This window comes from Nostoc sp. DedQUE07 (genome assembly GCF_034530975.2).
Lineage (GTDB): Bacteria > Cyanobacteriota > Cyanobacteriia > Cyanobacteriales > Nostocaceae > Nostoc.
The window spans coordinates 1-20,040 of record NZ_JAVRCC020000008.1; the positions used below are offsets into that span (position 1 = coordinate 1).

The following is a 20,040-nucleotide window of genomic DNA, read 5'->3' on the forward strand; positions in this document are numbered from 1 at the left end:
GCCCGAATTCAACAAACGATCGCCCGAATTCAACAAACGATCGCCCGAATTCAATAAACGACCGCCCGAATTCAATATATTTATTGCATAAATTCTCAAAACCTCCCCCCAAACCTGATTTACTAAGGTTTTAGCTTTAGTTTTACCCCACTGGGGGAGAGGTCAAAATAGCACTCGTCGAACTCACGTTAATTATTCATCACCGCATCTAAAAGCACATTGGCATCAAAGCGGACTACATCAGTGCAAGGTAGCCCCGTTTCTGCTATTGTTTGAGCGATGCTTTCCTGAGCCGCAGATTCATCTAAATGGGCTGTGTTCAATGCTATACCCGCTACAGAAACACTTCCAAAAGCACCACCAGCATTAGCAACAGCTTCATAAAGCCGAATCACCTCTGGTAAAGGTGGAATGATGACATGGGGATGATTGCGGACATGAACTTGTCCCGCCCGATGTACTAATATTAGTTGGGTTGGTTGCGAACCACGGATTAGGGGTAGAGTTGCTGTTGAACCAGGGTGTAGCAGCGAACCTTGTCCTTCAATATGCAAGATGTCGTAGTTTTTGCCATAGCGCATGACTATTTGTTCCACAGCACCCGCGGCAAAGTCTACCCGCACGGCATCTAAAGCCACACCGTCTCCTTCTAACATAATTCCAGTTTGCCCTGTGGCAAGGAATTTAGAACGCCAGCCCCGCAGTTTTGACGCCCAATGTAACTCTAGGCTAGTTGACATTTTACCAATTGCCATGTCGGTTCCCACTGTCAACACCCGCCGACACGGAAGAGTACGTGCCATTCCACTAGCAACACTAATATTAGATGGCTCTTTGCGGACATCCCAAATTAGTTGCCCTGGTTTGAGCAGTGCATTTAATTCTGGGATACTTGCCATTGGTGTATGTAAACCATTCACTAAAGACATTCCCGCTTCTAGAGCTTCTTTGATTTCTAGCCAGTAATCATCTGGTACAGCACCACCTCCTGGAGCAATACCAATTACTAAAACTTCTGGCTTGTACTCTAGGGCTGCGGCTACCGATGCCACAATCGGCAGATCGCGCTTGATACCTGTTAATTCTGGTAGGGATTTACCAGCACACTCGCGATCGATTACGGCTACAATTGGGGCTTCACTGTAACGTAAAATTGCTAGCCCTGTTTTGCCGTGAGTCCCAATAGTCCCTTCATGTAGCAAGATAGCTACTCGTTGATTAAGTGGTAGACGCACTGTGTTGTACTCCCAAACCTGGTAAATCGTTTGGCAAAACTTTTCCTTGTTTTAGCAATGCACCCGTAAAAGGGTCATCAATTAAGTTCAGGTGACTGTCTAAATCTAAATAATCAGCTAGTGGCGCTAGCTGTAATGCTGCTGTATTAGCTAGCGAACTGTCAGAATAGCAACCGAACATTACTTGCAACCGATATGCTCGTGCTGTATGTACCATTCGCATTGCCTCTGTTAGCCCCCCTGATTTCATTAGTTTGATATTAATGCCATCCACGTAATTTGCCAAATCGGGAATATCAGCGCTGGTGAAACAACTTTCATCGACAAAGATAGGCAAGGGAGAGTGTTGTTTGAGTTTTGCTAAACTTGGTTCTTCTCCCCGTGGCAATGGCTGTTCTACATACTTTATACCTAAATCAGCCAGCCAATTGCACATGGCGATCGCATCTTCTAAACTCCAACCCCCGTTGGCATCAACAAAAAATTCTAGTTCTGGCGCTTCTTCTCGCACTGCTAAGAGCATTTTTTGATCTGCATCTATGCCATCTGGGCTACCTAGCTTCACCTTAAAAAGACGGACATCTGTAAATTGTAACCAGTCTCGCGCTCTCGCCCTCGCGCCTTCAGGTGAATTAATCCCAATTGTGACTGAAGTCGGGACTATTTGATTGCGATCGAGTCCCCAAAGTTGCCACAAAGGTAAACCTACGCGCTTACCTAACCAGTCGTGCATTGCTATATCCAAGGCAGCTCTTGCAGCAGAAGGAATTTGATTTTGTATTAAAACTTGCTCAATTTCCTGACGTTGTAAAGGACTGAATGCTTGTAACAGAGGCACAACTTGCTCTAGAGTATCTTTGATTGCATCAGTTGATTGCCGATGATTACCCACACCAAATGGCGATGCTTCCCCCCAGCCTTCGATGCGATCGTGTGAAATTCTCACCCATACATTTGTTGTCTGTGCCGTTGTACCTCGACTAATAGTCAGCGGAAATCTCTTGTTTACTGTAAATAATTTTACATTTATTTGCATACTTATTTTACATATTATGTTATTGCAAAAGCCAGTGTAAGTTCAAAATTTAGATTATCGGATACATCTGTTATACTTTTTTACATTCATTGATTAATGACTAAAGTTTTTATACATTATTTTTATTTATGAACAACTTAAAGAAATGGAAGATTTTAAAATCAAAAATGGTTTTAGATAATTTTTGGTGTCAGGTAAGGCAAGATGAAATAGAATTACCGAATGGTAAAATTATAGATGATTATTTTGTCAGTATTAAGCCTGACGTTGCGATGGTTTTACCTATCACTAGTAATAGAGAAATTATTTTTGTCCGGCAATATAGACACGCCGTAGGTGAATTTTTCTTGGAACTGCCAGCAGGGAATTTCGATCCGACAAAAGAGAGTGCAGAAATAGCAGCAATTAGAGAACTGAGAGAAGAGACTGGTTATATTCCCCAAAAATTTAAAAAAATTGGAACTTTATACGATAAGCCGAGTAAAGATACCAATAAAATACATTTATTTTTAGCAGAAAATGCGAGCAAAGTCGGAGAGCAACAACTAGATATTACAGAAGATATTGAAGTCGTATTAATTCCTGTAAAATCAATTTTAGAGAAAATTATTCAGGGAGAAATTTCTGTTGCTGGAACTGTAGCTGCTCTCTTTTTAGGTTTAAAATTAATTAATTATTAATAATCATTATACCTCTTTTCTGTTGAAACAAATACTTGATACGAATTGCATTGTGAAACTTTTACAGCAACTTTTTGTGGACGTTAGAGTATAGAATAATATTAATAAAGTTTCCATATAATGTCCTTGTAAGAATAATGTACAGAATTTTTCTGTATATAACTGTTACTATGCTAAAGATAGAGGGCAAGTAGCTAAATTCAAACTGGTGGTTTGTAACGTGGATGTTCTAATTGAGTCAACAAGAAGCTTTGAAAAGGATCTTGGCAAGCTGAGTGAAGAGGGAAAAGCCGCAACGATTAAAAAAATTAATGATTGTGCTAATCTCTTCCCAACTAAAAATGCTGACGTTTATCGTAAGTTGCGTCGTCTTCCTCTACCGTCAGATATTAATGGCTATGAATCTTCACTCTACACGCTAAGGGTTTCGCAGAAACTAAGGGTGATTTTGACAGTTGACGAAGATCCAATTTTTGGGCAAGTTATTTTTACTCTTTTTCGAGTGGTCAAACACGATGATCTTGATAAGGCATATAAAAGTGTGGCAGAGTCTTTGTATCAAGAATTACTCCACCACAATCAAGAAACTGCCCGGATTTCGTAAGTTGGTTTATGGCACAAACCCTTACTCTGTGTGATGAATACGGCATTATTTATCAAGCTATGAAGATTTTGCCAGATGACGAGCTAAAGATTGCTTTTCTTGAAGCTTTGGCAGAACTTGAAGATAATGAGTGTCACAGAACAAGAAAATTTCCAAAAGCGAGGCTGCACAAAGTAAAAGGTGTGAAGCAGGCAGTTTATCGTGCTGATATCGATAAAGTCTCAGGTTGGCGTATCCATGTTCAATATATTAATGGGCAAATTCATCTCAAGGATATTATTGAGGGGCAAAGACACGATGATGTAATTGAGGTGATTAAATCTAAAAAGGCACGCTATGATTAATTTTCAGTCTGAAATGGTGTCTTACTCAAAAAAAATATTTGCACCGAAATGCTCCAATATGGTCGGTTGAGTTGCAGAATTTGTCTGCAACTGGTGAGCTTTGTCGTTAGTTTTCGGTAGCGAGTTTGAGTATGCACGTCAGCTAATTTTTAGTTTTCTACCTTGCCCATTGCTGCAAGATGTAAGCATAAAAAGCCTCTTTATCTACCTTATCCATTGCATAAATTTTCCGACCACCAGGAACTACTTTAGTACGCCCTTGACTAAGACCAGTGGTGATAATTTCTGTTTCCCATTCGCGCAATTGATAAAATTCTGGATGTCCTAGATAAGCTGTTGCCAACACATCCCAAAAATAATAATCTTGAGGAATAACCAGTGCATAACATTGTCCGGCTAAATCAGAGATGGGATAGTGGCGTTGTCGTCCCATTTTGTATACTAACTCCGATGTGACTGGGACATTGTTAGTCAAATCTAAAGGACACATAATAATTTCAATTTGGGTTTGCCATACCCGCGCTGCTGAAACAGCATCCCAATAAACATTCCATTCGGCGGAACCATCTTGTCCTGCTTCCAGACTTTTTTCCACATTACCGCCAACATTCAACGCACCCCCCATCCAAACAATTTTGTGAATCTTGGCTTCAATATCTGGTGCTTTGTCCAAAGCCACTGCAACCGTCGTTAACGGGCCAGTTACCATCAACGTTACGGGGTCTGATGCGTCACGTAACACCTGTATCATGAAATCTTGACCTGTTTCGGCAACTAATGGCGTAGTGATAGTTTCGCTTTGATTGAGAATGGGGAGATGGTCAACGATAAACGAATCACGGCGATAGAGAGTAGGAAATGGATTGATTCCGCGCACAGTGCTTTCTGCCACCGGGATATGAGAAAATCCCATCAAATCTATAATTTTACGTGTGGCGCTAACAGCCGGTTGAACGTAGCAATCTGCTGGAGTGACAACAACACCAAGGAGTTCAATATGCTCCATCGTCAACAGCAGCATAGTTGCCAGATAATCATCTACACCGCCATCGTGATCCATTAATACAAGTTGTTTTGTCATAAAAGGAGAATTATATGGATGAGTTTATGGAAGTTGCAATTCAAGAAGCAAAACAAGGCAGACAAGAAGGGGGAATTCCTATTGGTTCGGTTCTTGTCAAGGATGGCAAAATTCTCGGCAGAGGACACAATAAACGCGTGCAAGATGCCGATCCTGTTACCCACGCCGAAATCGATTGTCTCCGCAATGCTGGAAGAGTTGGCAGTTATAGAGGTACTACACTCTATTCAACTTTAATGCCGTGTTACCTATGCGCTGGGGCAGTAGTACAATTTGGCATTAAAAAAGTCATTGTTGGAGAATCTAGAACTTTTCCTGGTGCTAAAGAATTTATGGTATCTCACGGTGTGGACGTTATCGATCTTAATCTTGACGAATGCGAACAAATGATGAGTGAGTTTATTGAAACTAACCCCGAACTTTGGAATGAAGATATTGGTAAATAGTCATTTGTCATTTGTCATTTGTCATTAATTATCTATCCTCCTCTGCTCCTCTGCTTCCTACTACCCACTATCCATTTTTTAAGGATAGATATTTTAAAATCAGCCAGTAGCAAGAGTAATGTGATGCCAGAAAATAGTCACTGCGTTTACTGTCTTGAAATAGACATTTAATTTCAGAAGGTATGGAATCAAATTTGAGAACGAAACCCCAGATACAATTGAGCAAAACTATCATATCATGTCCGCATAAGTAGTTATGATTTAGATAGCTATTGCACCTCTAAAATCATAGCGATCGCACTATCTGTCTGAAGTCCAGCAAATTAGGAAAATATTGATAATACTTAAGAAAGAAGCTACTAATTATTTTATATTACACAATAATTTTAGTTACTATAACTAGCTAAAATTTAAAAGTGTGAAAATGGCAAATTTAACTGAATTTTCCTTATTTGCTCCTCGCAACAAAGGAGCAGCTTTAATTGGGTCTTTTTCAGATTGGAAAGAAATTCCCATGTCAAAAGGTGAAGATGGTTATTTTCGCACGAAAATAAAATTAGAAACCGGTGTTTATCAATATAAATTTCGCATTCAAACCAAAAGCCCAAATTTTGCAGTTGATGAATGGATAGATATCATCGATCCTAAAGCGACAGATGTTGATGAAACAGAAAAATACGGCATAGTACGCATTCAAGATGGACAACGCATTGTTGATAATTACCTTTGGCAAAACAATGAAATGCTGTTGCCTGATAACCGAGAATTAGTCATATATGAAATACACGTTGCCGATTTTACTGGTGATGAAGTTGATTCTAACGAGCGAGGCAAATATTTAGGGATAATTGCTAAGTTAGATTATCTTTGCGAATTGGGAATTAATGCAATTGAATTAATGCCAGTTAATGAGTACCCTGGTGATTATAACTGGGGCTATAAAGTTCGCCACTTCTTTGCTACAGAATCTAGTTACGGTTCAACAGAAGATTTAAAGCGGTTGATTGACGAGTGTCATGGTAGAGGCATTCGCGTCTTTATGGATGGAATTTATAACCATACAGATGAAGAATGCCCTTTAATACTAATTGACCGAAATTATTGGTATTACGAAAACAAGCATTATCCTGAAGACCCAGATAATTACTGGGGGCCAGAGTTTAACTATGATAATTACGACAAAAACTTAAATATTAAACCTGCATGGGAATACGTCGGCGATGTGGTAAAATTTTGGATTCAGGAGTATCACATTGATGGAATTCGCTTTGATGCAGTGCGGCAATTGGCTAACTTTGAATTTTTCAACTGGCTGACTAAGGAAGCGAAAAATTATGCTGCGCCCAAACAGTTTTACAACATTGCTGAACACATTCCCGATACAAAGACTGTAGTCCAGCCAGATGGCCCATTAGATGCTTGTTGGCATGAGAGTTTTCGCTACTTTCTAGTTCCATATATTTGTGGGAAATCATTTGAATTAGAACAACTCAAGCAGATTTTAGATCCCAAACAGCAGGGTTATGCGATCGCTACCAATGTAATTAATTATTTGGCAACCCACGATCGCGAACGTCTATTACGAGAATTAGGCAATTGCGGCATCTTTGACGCTGCCGCATTTGAACGAGCTAAGTTAGCTGCTGCTGTGTTAATGACAGCGATGGGTATACCGATGCTGTGGATGGGAGAAGAGTTTGGCGAATATCAGCAAAAAAGCGAAGATGTGACTAAGCCGCGCAAGGTTAATTGGTCTTTATTGTCAAGCGGCCAGAATCATGATTTATTTGAGTATTATCAAAAGTTGATTGCTCTACGCCAGCAAAATCCAGCTTTGCAAAGTGACAATATTAAGTTTTTCTACGAAAATGCAGCTGAGAAAGTGCTGGCTTACACCCGTTGGGATGAGCAGAATTTTCATGTCGTCATCGTGGTAAATTTCTCCGACCAAAATCTAAATCAATATAAAATTTCAGACTTTCCAACTGCTGAGTATTGGCGAGATTGGGTTAGCAATCAAGAAGTGAAATCTAAAGAGGATGGTTTAGTTACTGACTTATCAAGCTATACAGCTAAAATATTTGTTTCAAATTCACAGTAATGTAGTCTGTAGCTCGTTAATGTCAAAAGGTTATAAATACATTGTCGCAAGCAGTGCGATCGCTCGTCAAACAAACTGCTTGCGTCGCAACACAGTAATAAGACTAGCGATGGGAGCAACAGCAAATAAAATAATATCGTGTCCAATTGGATCAGCCCAAAACCCAGATTGTAGAGACGCGATAAATCGCGTCTTGAAAGACCAATCATCTACTGTGAACAAGGCGTTGGGCAGTATTAACAGGAGGCTTTAATGGTAATTGTTGACAATTTGCGCTTTCCTTTGACGCTTTTCACAGCACTAGGCTGTGCGCTTGTAGCTGGCGTCTTCTTTGCCTTCTCGACTTTCGTGATGAATGCCCTTGCACGACTCCAGCCAAAGGAGGGCATTATCGCCATGCAATCGATCAATATCACTGCGATCAATCCGTTGTTCATGTTGGCACTCTTTGGAACAGCTATGGCTTGCATCTTTCTAGCGATTTCCTCGGTGTTAAAGTGGCATCAACCTGGTGCTGCCTATTTGCTTGTCGGTAGCCTCCTGTATCTGATTGGCACCGTTCTAGTGACGATCGCATTCAATGTACCGCTGAATGATGCCTTAGCGATCGCCAAACCGGATAGCACTGAAGGCGCGAACCTATGGGCTAGATATCTTACCAATTGGACGTTCTGGAACCACGTTCGGACAATAGCGGCACTTGCGGCAGCGTTGACGATTGCACTGGGCGATCGCACGGTGAAATAGAAATGATCAATATGTATGATACCCTTTGCTTGGCAAAATGAAGCTATATGAGTATTCAAGCAGCATACGATAATTGGTCAGCCACATACGATGCTGACGAAAATCTGACGCGCGATCTCGATCGAATCGTCACCAGAGAAACCTTGATGGGTTTGAAGTGTAAATCAGTTGTAGAAATTGGCTGTGGCACAGGTAAAAATACGCTTTTACTTTCACAAATTGCTCTGAAAGTGTGTGCGATCGATTTTTCAGCACAGATGATCGAAAAGGCAAAAGAGAAAGTGAGGTCTGCGAATGTAGTGTTTATTACCGAAGACATTACTAAACAATGGACTTGTCATAATGAGTCTGCCGATTTAGTCACTTGTAATCTTGTTCTAGAACACATCGAAGACCTCAGCTTGATATTTTCAGAAGCATCTCGTGTCTTAGTTAAAGGAGGATACTTTTTCATCTGTGAGCTTCATCCATTCAAGCAATATCAAGGAATAAAAGCTAATTTTCAAAGACAGCAAGAGTCCATTGAAATTCCGGCATTTGTGCATCATCTATCAGACTTTTTTAACACAGCGAAAGTTCATGGCTTCCAACTTAAAGACTTCAAAGAGTGGTGGCATGAAAAAGATCAAAATAAACCACCCAGACTTGTATCAATTTTGTTTATAAAGTAAATTTTTTTGCCTGGTTAAAGCTTATATTTAAAGGATAAATACGAATAAAAAAATAATTGTGAAGCCTTAGTTATTGATATTTATAATGTAGTTTGTTCAATTTAGACTTAACATATTTTTATGGAATTTCCAAAACAGGTAGAGAAAATTTCTGTCAGCGCTGACAATTCTTTAACATCAGAATTCTCAAAAAAGATTCATCAGTCATTAACACAGCGAGATCCTCAGTTTATTGAATCATTGATGCCTGTATGGGAATGGTTTTACCGTTATTACTTTCAAGTAAAAACTGATGGATGGCATCACATCCCAACAACAGGGAAAGTACTACTGGTTGGCTCTCACAATGGGGGAATGGCTTCTCCAGATTTAATCATGATGATGTACGATTGGTTTTCGAGATTTGGAACCGAGCGTTTGGTGTATGGTTTAATGCACCCTTCCGCTTGGAAAGTGAGTCCAGAAATAGCAGGATTAGCCCAGAAATTCGGAGGAATTGTTGCACATCCCAAAATGGCTAGCGCGGCTTTCGATCGGGGTGCTAGCGTTCTGGTATATCCTGGTGGACAATATGATATGTTTCGTCCTCATAGCCAACGCTATAAAATTCATTTTGCCGGTCATCAGGGCTTTGTCAAGCTAGCTTTAAAACAAGAAGTTCCGATTGTTCCTGTAATCTCGGTAGGCGCTCATGATAGCTTGATAGTCTTATGTGATTGCTATGATTTTGTCAAACAATTGCATCAGTGGGGATTGCCGTGGTTATATCAAATTGACCCTGGTGTTTTCCCAATTTACTTAGGTTTGCCTTGGGGCTTGTCTATTGGCCCTTTGCCAAATATTCCTTTACCTGTGCAAATTCATACTCGTATCTGTCATCCAATTATTTTTGAAAGATATGGTCAAGATGCAGCTAGAGATCGTAACTATGTGAATGCTTGTTATGAAATAGTTCAAAGTCAAATGCAGGAAGAGTTAAATAATTTGGTTAGAGATACTCAGAAATCTAGCTAAGTAGATCGTTGTCTTGGGATAAGGCAGTTCTTGCTGGGGGCAGGGGGGAAGAGTTTGTTCACATAGTTTGATTTTATTGTGCCAACTTACTTAAAACACGAATATTAGTGGCGAAGTGAGGAATCTCCCAATATTTCCAAAAGCGATCGCTCCATAACTTCACTGACAAATTTATTTCCTTGCAAGTTGAGGTGAATGTGGTCGTGAAACAAACCTTGGGGGTTGGTAGTTGAATTGAAATTCGGTAAAAAGTCTATATAGTTAATTTGCTGTGCTTTGGTAAAATCACTCAAGCGCTGACGTGCTTTAATTTCGTAATCGCGGGGGCCTGGTTCACCAATTTCTCGTAGCAAAGGAGTCATCACCAGCAGAAATTTGCTGTTGCTTTGGCGAGTCAAGGCTTGAATTTTAGCGATCGCCTCCAGATTAATCCCCACGCGATCGCCTGATTCTTTTTGTACGGCTTGTAGTTCAGGAATTGGCTTTTGCTTGACGATATAACGCTGCCACACTTCCACTAATGCCAGGGGAGGTTTACGATCTGGATAATTGCGATCGCGTCCTACTGGTAAAGAAGTGGGAGGAGTTGCAAACAAATCATCAGTATTAATTAATAACACCACTGCTTGCGCGTTAAAATTGCCAAACTTCTCTAAATAAGCTAATTCATTTCTTGGACCCCAAGAGTTAGCTGAAGCATTTAGCACTTCTACTTCCTGATAATTACTATTAGTGGATGATGGTAAAGAACGCATCATCAAACTAGATATTGTATTAGTCTGATCTGTCCACCAACCACCATTAGCAATAGAATCACCTAAGAGGAGAATTCGCAGCCCAGAAGGAGCAGGTAGCTTTTTTATCGGACTACCTCGCATAGAATATTCATTAATTTCAATGCGATTCCCAAAACGACGGGTACGTTGGTTAGGAGCCAACAAATAACCAATTTGCTCATCACCAATATAAATCAGGGGATTACCAAAACCAAACAGCGATCGCAGTCCAATCTCGATTACCACAAACAATCCCACAACCACCGCCAAAATTACGCTCAGTGCTATTTTCACCTACTCACACCCTCTTATACTGAGTTGCTTTTCAATGATACTGGGGGATTGGGCATTGGGCATTGGGCGTTAGGAGTTAAGAGTTAGGAGTTAAAGAGTTAGGAGTTAAGAGTTAAGAGTTTTATTTATCTCCTTATCTCCCTTGTCTCCCAGTCCCCAGTACCCAGTCCCCAGTCCCCAGTCCCCCCCACTTCTAAATTTTTAAAGTGAATTTAACATCATCCGCAAAGAGAAGGACTACAATCAAAACGGACAAATATTTCATGCTCCAACAACAGAGGATTAGAAGCTGTGTCCGACTTAAATCGCGGAATTATGAAATTTAAGGGTGCAGATTCCCCAAAAGTAGTCACTATCTCTACCGTGTTGCTTCTGGGATCGATCGCTGCTCTCGTAATCTGGGCGCTGCAAGCTGCCTATGCGCTAAACTAAAACCATTAGTAGTCTAGAAGGACACTTGTCTTAAACGGTTTCCGTCTTAGCCAAGTGTCCATTTAGCAACTAGTAATTAAAAAAGAATCCAGAATCCAGAATCCAGAATCCAGAATGCTTTTCCTTGGGGAATTCAAACTACTAGCTGATTGTAGACTTATAAATCTATAATTTGGATTGTTTTTAAACCCCGTGTTCATCCTCTAGCTATCGTTCTGACTCCTGACTCCTGAATTCTCTTTGATAAAAGCCCCTTTTATAACCATCAAAAATTTCAGCAAAACTTTAGATTTGAGGTTTTAGATGGAAAATTTAAATCTAAAATCCAAATTCCAGAATGTTTGAACCTTGGGGTATTTTCGCTATTTTAATTATCTGCCCCCTTTTGGGCGGATTACCCCTGATTGCATGGATAACTTACGCCCTGACGCGGAAGCAGTTATCACAAGTTGGTACAGGAAACATTAGTGTATCAGCTGCCTTTTATCATGGGGGTAAAATTGTCGGAATTCTGGCAGTTTTGTCAGAAGCTTTGAAAGGAGTTGCGGCAGTCTTACTCACCCGCATTTTCTTCCCAGATGGATCGTCTTGGGAATTGCTTGCTTTAATCGCTCTGGTAATTGGTAGATACTGGATAGGCAGAGGAGCAGGTACGACAAATGTTGTCTGGGGATTTGTCGTACACGATCCACTGGTAGCGATATTTGTATCTTTCTTTGCAGGTATTGCTTTTACAATTCTGCAATCAAGAAAGTTAGTCAAATTTGGGGTTTTGCTACTTTTTCCTTTGTTTGTGGCACTTCTGCACTTTAGCGATATTCCCAGAATACTTGCTGCTGTGGCCTTAGCTGGTTTAATGGGCTGGATTTACACCAAAATTGCTGATGATATGAAACTGCCAGCCCAAGAGGCACAAACTGAATCTCTTGCGATGTTGGAGTTTTTACGCGGCGAACGCACAATGGTTTCTCTAGATGAAGAGTTGAATGCTGCCATTGTCGGAGAAAAAGCAGCAACATTATCTCAAATTAAGCGCTGGGGCTATCCAGTGCCGAAAGGATGGGTACTAGCACCTATCGACAATCCAGAAGGGTTAACAGAATTTCTTCAGCCATCAGAATTATCTCCTTTGGTGGTGCGTTCCTCCGCTATTGGAGAAGACTCAGAATACGCTTCTGCTGCTGGACAGTATGAAACAGTTGTAAATGTTACTAGCCAAGAGGCATTACAGTCAGCGATCGCTCAAGTTCAAGCTTCCTACAATCATCCATCTGCTGTTCAATATCGGCGCGATCGCGGCTTAAATGATACAGCAATGGCTGTGTTGATTCAGCAACAAGTCCAGAGTGTGTATTCTGGTGTTGCTTTCAGTCGCGATCCCATTACCCAGCAAGGCGATGCGATCGTTATTGAAGCCCTTCCAGGCAGCCCGACGCAAGTCGTTTCGGGAAAAGTCACCCCAGAACAATATCGCGCTTTTGTCGTTGAAACAGAAAATTCTTATTCTGTACAATTAGAGGGTCAAGGACGAGTCCCACAATCATTAATTAAGCAAGTTGCTTACCTTGCTTACCGACTCGAAAAACGCTATCATGGCACTCCTCAAGATATCGAGTGGAGTTATGATGGGCAAACGCTTTGGGTGTTGCAATCTCGACCGATCGCCACTCTGTTACCCATCTGGACGCGCAAAATCGCTGCTGAAGTGATTCCCGGAGTAATTCACCCTTTAACATGGTCAATTAATCGTCCCTTAACTTGTGGAGTTTGGGGAGAATTTTTTACTTTAGTTTTGGGCGATCGCGCTTTGGGGTTAGATTTCACCAAAACAGCAACTCTGCATTATTCCAGAGCCTACTTTAATGCTTCCCTCTTAGGAGATATTTTTCTCAGAATGGGACTGCCACCGGAAAGTCTGGAATTTTTAACCAGAGGAGCTAAATTAAGTAAACCCTCCTTGCAGTCAACTTGGGAAAACTTGCCAGGACTAGGGAAGTTGCTGAAGCGGGAATTAAGTTTAGAAAAAGACTTCAAGGAAGATTATCACAAACGGTTCATTCCTGGGTTGTCGCAGTTGACGCAATCAGATATAGATAGCTTGGAACCACCCGCGTTGTTGGCAAGAGTTGATTTTATTCTGGAGTTGCTGCGTCATGGAACGTATTACAGCATTTTAGCTCCTTTAAGTGCTGCCCTAAGACAGGCGATTTTTCGGGTAAAGGATAAGCAAATCGATCATAGCGTCACCCCAGAGGTAGCGGCATTGCGATCGCTCAGTGCGATCGCTACAGATGCCAAGCAGGTATTGGTTGAGTTTGAGCCACAGCAAGTATTTGAACAATTAAAGCAATCCCCCGAAGGAGAGAAGATCCTCCAAGAATTTAACGAATTGCTGCAAGATTACGGCTACTTAAGTGAGGTGGGAACCGATATCTCCGTTCCCACTTGGCGGGAAAATCCCCAAATGATTCAGCAGATGTTTGTGCAGTTAATGCAGGGGAACGAACCACAAGCAGGTGCTAAAGACGCGATTAATAGTATTTTTGCCAGTAAGCGCAAACGCTCTTTCGTACAACGGCGCGTGGATATCAAAGGACGAGTCACCGAAGTTTATTCCCGGCTTTTAGCTGAATTGCGTTGGAGTTTTGTGGCTTTAGAGAAGATTTGGTTAAAGTCTGGTTTACTTAGGCAAACAGGCGATATCTTTTTTCTCAACTTTGATGAAGTGCGGCGTCTAATTGGAGATGAAGATTCCAGCTTAATCGAGCAGTTAGATAAGTTAGTGGAATTTAGGCGATCGCAATTTCTGCAAGATAGCGAGATTATTCAAATACCTGTTTTAGTCTACGGCAATACACCTCCTCACCCCTTAGCTCCCTCTGAACTTTACTCTGACCAAATTTTACAAGGTATTGGAGCCAGTCACGGGCAAGCCGAAGGTAGGGTGAAAGTGTTGCGAAATTTACAAGAGATTCCAGAAGTCGATCGAGATACGATTCTGGTAGTACCTTATACAGATTCCGGCTGGGCACCATTATTATTAAGGGCTGGAGGATTAATTGCCGAAGCTGGAGGAAGACTTTCTCACGGTGCGATCGTTGCTCGTGAGTATGGAATTCCCGCCGTGATGGATGTTCGCGGTGCTACATGGCTTTTGCAAGATGGTCAACGAGTCAGGATTGATGGGTCTAGGGGTATTGTGGAATTATCTAATGATTTAAGACCCGAATGATTACCACTTCCCTGAAAGATTTGCCTGAAGAGTCGGTTTCTCACAATGCCGAAATCAAGAAAAAGGTGATGTTACGCTTCGGCGATTTACCTCACCTAACTAACTTTTCTCAAGCACGTTTTGCTCCTGGACAAACCGCACCAGCACACGCGCATCAAGATATGTGCGAGGTATTCTTTGTAGAAGCTGGTTTGGGAGTAATTCACATTGATGGTACAGAATACCCCTTGCTTCCGGGAAACTGCGTAGCCATCGAACCGGGAGAAGTACACGAAGTTGTCAATAGTGGCTCAACCGAACTTGTTTTGACATACTTTGGTTTGCGAGTCGAAAAATCGAGCTAATCATTAGACCTCTTGCAAAAATCCTTGAATCACCCCTCCCCAACCCTCCCCTTGTGAAGGGGAGGGGGCAAGATTTCAAGTTTACCGCCAATATATCGGGGGGATAAAGGGGGTTTATTCGACTTATGCAAGAGGTTTATTCAGTTAGGATTGTTAACTAGCAATTGAGGTTAGTTTGATTTTGAATAAAACACGCAGGGGGACATAACAATGTTATGTCCTTAGAAAAGTATGCGGATGTTGCTTATAAATCAATACATTTCAGATCAAATCAAAACCCTGATGTAGAGACGCGATAAATCGCGTCTTCAAAAATCAATGATTTACTAATATACCAAGGGTGTCGCGTTGCGCATCTGACGCAAAGAATTTATACAAGCAGGACAATCACAACCAAATAAGTCGATTGCCACATTGCTTTCTTCATCATTGAACTCCAGCATGGGAGCATCTTCTTGAGAAAACTCTATTTCACGCTGATAGTTAGGAATTTGAGCCAATACAGAAGCCCTGGCACATACTAAACCCACTTTATGTTTATTGCGTATACAGGATAGACGATCTGTGCTTTTGACTCCTGGTTCTGGCTCCATAGCTTGTGCGTGATTTAGCATTACTCCCATAGAGAGAAGAGAGCTAATCAGCACTGGAGAAGAAAGCAAACTCAGTATGAATTTGTTCATTGGTTTTCTTGAAAAACAATCTCGATTGCTCAGATTATCCGATTAAATCTTACAGTGCAAGTAAATGTGTATCAGGAATAGCCCAAAATCCAGATGTAGAGATGCAATTTGTCGCGTCTTTGCAATCTAAAATTTAAAATTTTCATCAAAAAACCTTAACCGAACCGTATTGTCATATAATGCAAGTCTGTTTCTGATAATGTCAAAGCAGAAGTTGCTACAGACTGCGCAAAACACCGAAACGCGAAGGCAGAAGCTCTTACAGGCTGCGCGAAACACCGAAACGCGAAGGCAGAAGCTCTTACAGACTGCGCAAAACACCGAAACGTGAAGGCAGAAGCTCTTACAGGCTGCGCGAAACACCGAAACGCGAAGGCAGAAGCTCTTACAGGGAAGACGGAAGTTGCTACAGGCTGCACGAAACACCGAAACGTGAAGGCAAAACAGAGAAGTTTATTAGTATTTTGTACTCCAATTGACCTGATGTCTGCGTAAAAGTGACTTGACAGCAGTTTTCATGTACATGTATTTGAACCACACCTGTCGTAGGGGCGCAAGGCCTTGCGCCTCTAGCGCATGGTCTATTTACCTGAAAATAGCCGTAATTGATGAGTTATATTATGTCCGCCTAATTAGTTATAATTCCCACATCTGTGCAAAAACCAGGAAACCCTCTTTCCCCCTGACCCCTGCTCCCCTGCCGTCTTAATGATAAGTCTTTAACCGGACACGATATTAGTATTGGCGCGCTCGGCGTTTCACCACTTAATAAATTAATAGAGTGGCTGTTAACAAAAAATAGGTGAACTTTGAACAAGCTAGAGTATGAGATTAGTCGCAAATACGACATTACTTAGTGTAAGGCGAAATGATCTAAGCGACTGAACGATGAATCGCTCTACAATGCGATACGCGATCGCCTCCGTGCCATCATTATCATTATGTCAGCAGGTACAAGCGTTCTAGGCATGGTTCCCTTGGCAATCTTTCTAGGGCAGGGATCTCAACTGTATCAAGGTCTAGGAATATGCCTTAACCGGAGGTTTAGCATTTTCCACAAGTTAAGGCATTTACCAAGGCTTTCCTGACAATAATTGCTCAGACAATCACAGATATGCTAAAAAGTAACTCCAATCTTTACTGCTGTGATTGCGGTGCAAACTGTGCAAATACCTCCGCCCCTGTTAGGTTCTTGGTTTCATTGGCAAAACAGTAATATTTGGGCTTTTCATCTATGAATATCTGACGCTCGAAAACAAGACCTTCACAGCTATCGAATAGTCCAACGGGTATGAAATGCTGGTTATTTTGTTTGAATTTGTAAAATAGATGGCTACCACACTTCTTACAGAATGCACGCTCTGCCCATTCTGAAGATTGATAAACTTCGATATATTCTTCACCAGAGAAGCTAACCTCATTTTCACAGTCAACTACTAACAAAGGTCCTCCACCCCAGTTGCGACACATACTACAATGACATGCTTCTACCCGATCGCTCATACGGGTTGTAGAAACGTTTACTACTCCGCACAGGCAGCTACCTTTTGCAATGTTCACATTAGACATATTGTTTCTCTGCTCCCAAAAATGCGCTTTATTTTTACATTCTTTTTTGTTTTATGCTGGAAGTATCTGCACTATTGAGTTTAGAGGCTGATACAACTAATCTAGTCGCTTCTTGACGCTGATTTAAATCAACCTTGATGTTACATCTCCAATTTCAAAATATGGAGTTTTGCGTCGATCGCGTGGACTGTAACTCGATGGATGGGCTGAGGTACGAAGCCCATCCTACCGTGCTTGAGTGCAAACGTCTTATTTCAGTTTGCAGCTTGCGGTAAGTTCTAGATTGTAGAAAGTCCCTGGTTTGGGATTAATTGAACGCAACTGCTGGACAAAAGCATTAAATGTTGTATTGCTGATCCCGAAGCCAGCTTCAGCACAAGCAGATAAACCTCCTTCGATGGGAATAGATCCAGTTCTGGGACTATATACAATGAATTTATCGACAGTGCTATTGCCGACAGCAGACCCGATAACCTGGCGAACTGTTCGCAAAGCAGCATTATCTAAGGAACCACCAATACTGCCAATACTGATATTAACGGCACGACTTTCAGCCACAGCCGGCGCACTAATCGACAATACTGCCCCCACAATCATCAAACAGCTGAACTTCAACATTATCCTCTCCTCCAAAAAATTGAAAAACTAATAATTAGGTTTCGACATGGATGAAGTACATCAGAGACTTTACCATGTAAGGTTTTCAGACACTAGAGTGTGTGTAAACTACAAAATCTATGATTCTGAACTTTTGGGGATTACTTCAGCATTAGGTCTTTCCTTTTCTGAAAAATATTAATTTCTTAAAAATTCTTTATAAAATCGCCTTTGCAGGCCCTAGCTGTCTAATTGGTGTTGGTTACAGGAAAGCTGAAAAAACATCTAGCAACAGCTATCCCAGCGTGAGACTGACTAACTCAATCTCAATGTAGAACAGACCAGCGCTGTGGAATCCTTGCCTGATTTGCAACTTCAGCCGCTTATATCCTTCAATAACAATATCAGGTAAACTTGGCAGTGAATTTAGATATCGCAACTAACTGCCATAAATCCTCTTTTCATAACCTATCCATTCTTTTTCTCGTAAAAGATACTTTTGAATTTTACCAGTACTAGTTTTTGGCAGAGTAGTAAATTCAATTGTCGTAGGGCATTTAAAAGCAGCAATTCGATCGCGGCAGAATTGGATTAATTCTTATGCTGTAACTTGCGCGTTTTCTTTGAGGGTAACAAAAGCTTTTGGCACTTCACCCCGCTTGGCATGAGGTACAGCAATAACTGCACATTCTAACACAGCTTCATGGCGGTAAAGACATTGTTCAACTTCAATACTAGAGACATTTTCTCCATTTGTAATGATGATATCTTTCATGCGATCGCGCACCTCAATATAACCGTCAGGGTGCATTACTGCTAAATCACCGCTATGAAACCATCCTCCTCTAAATACCCTTTCAGTTGCTTCTGGGTCATTATAATAGCCTGTCATCACCATATTTCCCCGCATTACCACTTCCCCCATTGTTTCACCGTCCGCAGGGACATCATTCATATTTCGATCTACAACTCGCAAACCATCTGCACCGATATAAGATACGCCTTGGCGTGCCATCAGTTTTGCTTGTTTTTCAATATTTAAATTATTCCAATCTGATTGATATTCACAAACACCATATGGGCCATAAACTTCTGTTAAACCATAAACGTGAATAATTTTTGCGCCAATTTTAGTCAGTTTTTCAATCAATATTGGTGATGGTGGTGCGCCTGCTGTAGTGATAGTTAGAGGTTTTGCTAATAATTGCGGACAGTCTGGATGATTGAGGAGAGAAATTAAAATTACAGGTGCAGCATTTAAATGAGTTACCCCTTCTTGTTGAATTAACTTCCAGATATTACCAGGGTTAAACTTACGCAAACAAATATGAGTACCACCGATAGCAGTTACCGCCCAAGTAAAACACCAACCATTGCAGTGAAACATCGGCAGAGTCCATAAATAAACTGAGTTAGGTGTTAGTGTTGTTTCAATTATTTCTCCTAAAGAGTTAATATATGCTCCGCGATGAGAATACATTACACCTTTGGGTTTACCAGAGGTTCCACTAGTGTAATTAATAGAAATCGTATCCATTTCATCTGTAATTACCCAAGGCAAAGGAGTTGGATTACCAGTTTGGAGAAATGTTTCATAATCCTCTCCATTTATCGGTTCACATCCTTGATTATCGCTGATATTGATTATATACTTAACAGTTTTAAGACTATTTTGAATAGGTCGAATTATATTTGTTAACTCTGTATCAATAAAAAGAAATTTAGCACCGCAATCATTTAAGATATAAGCAACTTCCTGAGAAGCTAAACGAGTATTAATAGATACGAGAATCCCACCTATTAAAGGCACAGCAAAATGGGCTTCTAGCATGGGTGGAGTATTGAAACAAAAAAAAGCGACGCGATCGCCTTTTTCAAGTCCAGCATGATGCAGTGCTGAGGCTAGACAATTTATCCGCTCTGCAAATTCCCTGTAAGTGAAGCGTTTTTGATTATATATAATAGAAACTTTATGACTATAGACTTTAGCATTACGTTGAATAAAGGTTAGAGGTGTGAGAAAGCTGCGATCAACTGCTTCAGGGTTCATGGCTAATGCTAACAGTAATTATTTACTGCATGAGCATACCATACGGTCATAAAGCACTACATGATTTTTACAGTACTTAGTTACTGCGATCGCATTCAATTAGA

17 protein-coding genes and 2 pseudogenes are annotated in these 20,040 nt (G+C 41.0%); 11 read left to right on the forward strand and 8 right to left on the reverse strand.

From position 1 onward, the window contains the following. Positions 1-188 precede the first annotated feature (188 nt). Positions 189-1,235: a DUF1611 domain-containing protein gene (locus tag RMZ95_RS08715; RefSeq protein WP_322673221.1), complete on the reverse strand. Its 1,047-nt coding sequence runs from the start codon at positions 1,233-1,235 to the stop codon at positions 189-191. Next, positions 1,219-2,271 carry a dipeptide epimerase gene (locus RMZ95_RS08720; protein WP_322686568.1) on the reverse strand — a complete coding sequence of 351 codons (1,053 nt, stop codon included), beginning with the start codon at positions 2,269-2,271 and terminating at the stop codon, positions 1,219-1,221. Before RMZ95_RS08720 ends, RMZ95_RS08715 begins: the two co-directional genes overlap by 17 nt. A 128-nt stretch (positions 2,272-2,399) precedes the next feature. On the opposite strand from RMZ95_RS08720, the gene RMZ95_RS08725 reads away from it, so the two are divergent. The 3 genes from RMZ95_RS08725 to RMZ95_RS08735 all read left to right on the forward strand — a co-directional run bounded on the left by RMZ95_RS08725 (position 2,400) and on the right by RMZ95_RS08735 (position 3,899). Beyond that, on the forward strand, positions 2,400-2,951 hold the full coding sequence (locus RMZ95_RS08725) for an NUDIX hydrolase (RefSeq protein WP_322686567.1): 552 nt from the start codon (positions 2,400-2,402) through the stop codon (positions 2,949-2,951). Between the two features lie 220 nt (positions 2,952-3,171). Then, positions 3,172-3,555 carry a hypothetical protein gene (locus RMZ95_RS08730; protein ID WP_322673218.1) on the forward strand — a complete coding sequence of 128 codons (384 nt, stop codon included), beginning with the start codon at positions 3,172-3,174 and terminating at the stop codon, positions 3,553-3,555. A gap of 8 nt (positions 3,556-3,563) precedes the next feature. After that, on the forward strand, positions 3,564-3,899 hold the full coding sequence (locus RMZ95_RS08735) for a hypothetical protein (protein ID WP_322686566.1): 336 nt from the start codon (positions 3,564-3,566) through the stop codon (positions 3,897-3,899). Between the two features lie 157 nt (positions 3,900-4,056). Here RMZ95_RS08735 and RMZ95_RS08740 read toward each other — a convergent pair whose 3' ends face one another. Beyond that, complete coding sequence (locus RMZ95_RS08740) at positions 4,057-4,980, reverse strand: nucleoside hydrolase (RefSeq protein WP_322686565.1); 924 nt, start codon at positions 4,978-4,980, stop codon at positions 4,057-4,059. 14 nt (positions 4,981-4,994) lie between these two features. Between RMZ95_RS08740 and RMZ95_RS08745 the strand changes: the two genes are divergently transcribed. From RMZ95_RS08745 to RMZ95_RS08765, 5 genes are all read left to right on the forward strand, one after another. Continuing rightward, positions 4,995-5,426, forward strand: a complete 432-nt coding sequence (locus tag RMZ95_RS08745) for a nucleoside deaminase (protein ID WP_322686564.1) — start codon at positions 4,995-4,997, stop codon at positions 5,424-5,426. Positions 5,427-5,850: 424 nt separating this feature from the next. Further along, positions 5,851-7,527 (forward strand): alpha-amylase family glycosyl hydrolase, encoded by a 1,677-nt coding sequence (locus RMZ95_RS08750; protein WP_322686563.1) that lies wholly within the window; start codon positions 5,851-5,853, stop codon positions 7,525-7,527. A gap of 396 nt (positions 7,528-7,923) precedes the next feature. After that, complete coding sequence (locus RMZ95_RS08755) at positions 7,924-8,274, forward strand: DUF1772 domain-containing protein (protein ID WP_322686562.1); 351 nt, start codon at positions 7,924-7,926, stop codon at positions 8,272-8,274. 47 nt (positions 8,275-8,321) lie between these two features. Further along, positions 8,322-8,945 (forward strand): class I SAM-dependent methyltransferase, encoded by a 624-nt coding sequence (locus RMZ95_RS08760; RefSeq protein WP_322686561.1) that lies wholly within the window; start codon positions 8,322-8,324, stop codon positions 8,943-8,945. Positions 8,946-9,065: 120 nt separating this feature from the next. Continuing rightward, positions 9,066-9,959 (forward strand): lysophospholipid acyltransferase family protein, encoded by an 894-nt coding sequence (locus RMZ95_RS08765; protein WP_322686560.1) that lies wholly within the window; start codon positions 9,066-9,068, stop codon positions 9,957-9,959. A gap of 104 nt (positions 9,960-10,063) precedes the next feature. Here the strand turns inward: RMZ95_RS08765 and RMZ95_RS08770 are convergent, their stop codons facing one another. After that, positions 10,064-11,029, reverse strand: a complete 966-nt coding sequence (locus RMZ95_RS08770) for an SGNH/GDSL hydrolase family protein (protein ID WP_322686559.1) — start codon at positions 11,027-11,029, stop codon at positions 10,064-10,066. A 769-nt stretch (positions 11,030-11,798) separates the two neighbouring features. Here RMZ95_RS08770 and RMZ95_RS08775 point away from each other — a divergent pair. Next, the gene (locus RMZ95_RS08775; RefSeq protein ID WP_322686558.1) at positions 11,799-14,693 is read left to right on the forward strand and encodes a glycerol-3-phosphate acyltransferase; all 2,895 of its coding nucleotides are present in this window, start codon (positions 11,799-11,801) and stop codon (positions 14,691-14,693) included. After that, positions 14,690-15,037, forward strand: coding sequence for a cupin domain-containing protein (locus tag RMZ95_RS08780; RefSeq protein WP_322673208.1), 348 nt, complete (start codon positions 14,690-14,692; stop codon positions 15,035-15,037). The genes RMZ95_RS08775 and RMZ95_RS08780 overlap by 4 nt, the downstream gene beginning before the upstream one ends. A 326-nt stretch (positions 15,038-15,363) precedes the next feature. Here RMZ95_RS08780 and RMZ95_RS08785 read toward each other — a convergent pair whose 3' ends face one another. Beyond that, positions 15,364-15,720 carry a hypothetical protein gene (locus RMZ95_RS08785; RefSeq protein WP_322673207.1) on the reverse strand — a complete coding sequence of 119 codons (357 nt, stop codon included), beginning with the start codon at positions 15,718-15,720 and terminating at the stop codon, positions 15,364-15,366. A gap of 887 nt (positions 15,721-16,607) precedes the next feature. Between RMZ95_RS08785 and RMZ95_RS08790 the strand changes: the two are divergent. After that, positions 16,608-16,779, forward strand: a pseudogene (locus RMZ95_RS08790) (efflux RND transporter permease subunit); the annotation flags it as partial. A gap of 78 nt (positions 16,780-16,857) precedes the next feature. Here the strand turns inward: RMZ95_RS08790 and RMZ95_RS08795 are convergent. The 3 genes and pseudogenes from RMZ95_RS08795 to RMZ95_RS08805 form a co-directional block, all read right to left on the reverse strand. Then, complete coding sequence (locus RMZ95_RS08795; RefSeq protein WP_322686557.1) at positions 16,858-17,289, reverse strand: GFA family protein; 432 nt, start codon at positions 17,287-17,289, stop codon at positions 16,858-16,860. A 249-nt stretch (positions 17,290-17,538) separates the two neighbouring features. Continuing rightward, positions 17,539-17,907: a hypothetical protein gene (locus RMZ95_RS08800; RefSeq protein ID WP_322686556.1), complete on the reverse strand. Its 369-nt coding sequence runs from the start codon at positions 17,905-17,907 to the stop codon at positions 17,539-17,541. A gap of 418 nt (positions 17,908-18,325) precedes the next feature. After that, positions 18,326-19,936, reverse strand: a pseudogene (locus RMZ95_RS08805) (acyl--CoA ligase family protein). Positions 19,937-20,040 lie beyond the last annotated feature (104 nt).

Bases quoted from the DNA above. Each gene is read 5' to 3' on its own strand.
- RMZ95_RS08720 (WP_322686568.1), bottom strand. From the start codon at position 2,271: ATGCAAATAAATGTAAAATTATTTACAGTAAACAAGAGATTTCCGCTG.
- RMZ95_RS08725 (WP_322686567.1), top strand. From the start codon at position 2,400: ATGAACAACTTAAAGAAATGGAAGATTTTAAAATCAAAAATGGTTTTA.
- RMZ95_RS08735 (WP_322686566.1), top strand. From the start codon at position 3,564: ATGGCACAAACCCTTACTCTGTGTGATGAATACGGCATTATTTATCAA.
- RMZ95_RS08740 (WP_322686565.1), bottom strand. From the start codon at position 4,980: ATGACAAAACAACTTGTATTAATGGATCACGATGGCGGTGTAGATGAT.
- RMZ95_RS08745 (WP_322686564.1), top strand. From the start codon at position 4,995: ATGGATGAGTTTATGGAAGTTGCAATTCAAGAAGCAAAACAAGGCAGA.
- RMZ95_RS08750 (WP_322686563.1), top strand. From the start codon at position 5,851: ATGGCAAATTTAACTGAATTTTCCTTATTTGCTCCTCGCAACAAAGGA.
- RMZ95_RS08755 (WP_322686562.1), top strand. From the start codon at position 7,924: ATGCAATCGATCAATATCACTGCGATCAATCCGTTGTTCATGTTGGCA.
- RMZ95_RS08760 (WP_322686561.1), top strand. From the start codon at position 8,322: ATGAGTATTCAAGCAGCATACGATAATTGGTCAGCCACATACGATGCT.
- RMZ95_RS08765 (WP_322686560.1), top strand. From the start codon at position 9,066: ATGGAATTTCCAAAACAGGTAGAGAAAATTTCTGTCAGCGCTGACAAT.
- RMZ95_RS08775 (WP_322686558.1), top strand. From the start codon at position 11,799: ATGTTTGAACCTTGGGGTATTTTCGCTATTTTAATTATCTGCCCCCTT.
- RMZ95_RS08780 (WP_322673208.1), top strand. From the start codon at position 14,690: ATGATTACCACTTCCCTGAAAGATTTGCCTGAAGAGTCGGTTTCTCAC.
- RMZ95_RS08785 (WP_322673207.1), bottom strand. From the start codon at position 15,720: ATGAACAAATTCATACTGAGTTTGCTTTCTTCTCCAGTGCTGATTAGC.
- RMZ95_RS08795 (WP_322686557.1), bottom strand. From the start codon at position 17,289: ATGTCTAATGTGAACATTGCAAAAGGTAGCTGCCTGTGCGGAGTAGTA.
- RMZ95_RS08800 (WP_322686556.1), bottom strand. From the start codon at position 17,907: ATGTTGAAGTTCAGCTGTTTGATGATTGTGGGGGCAGTATTGTCGATT.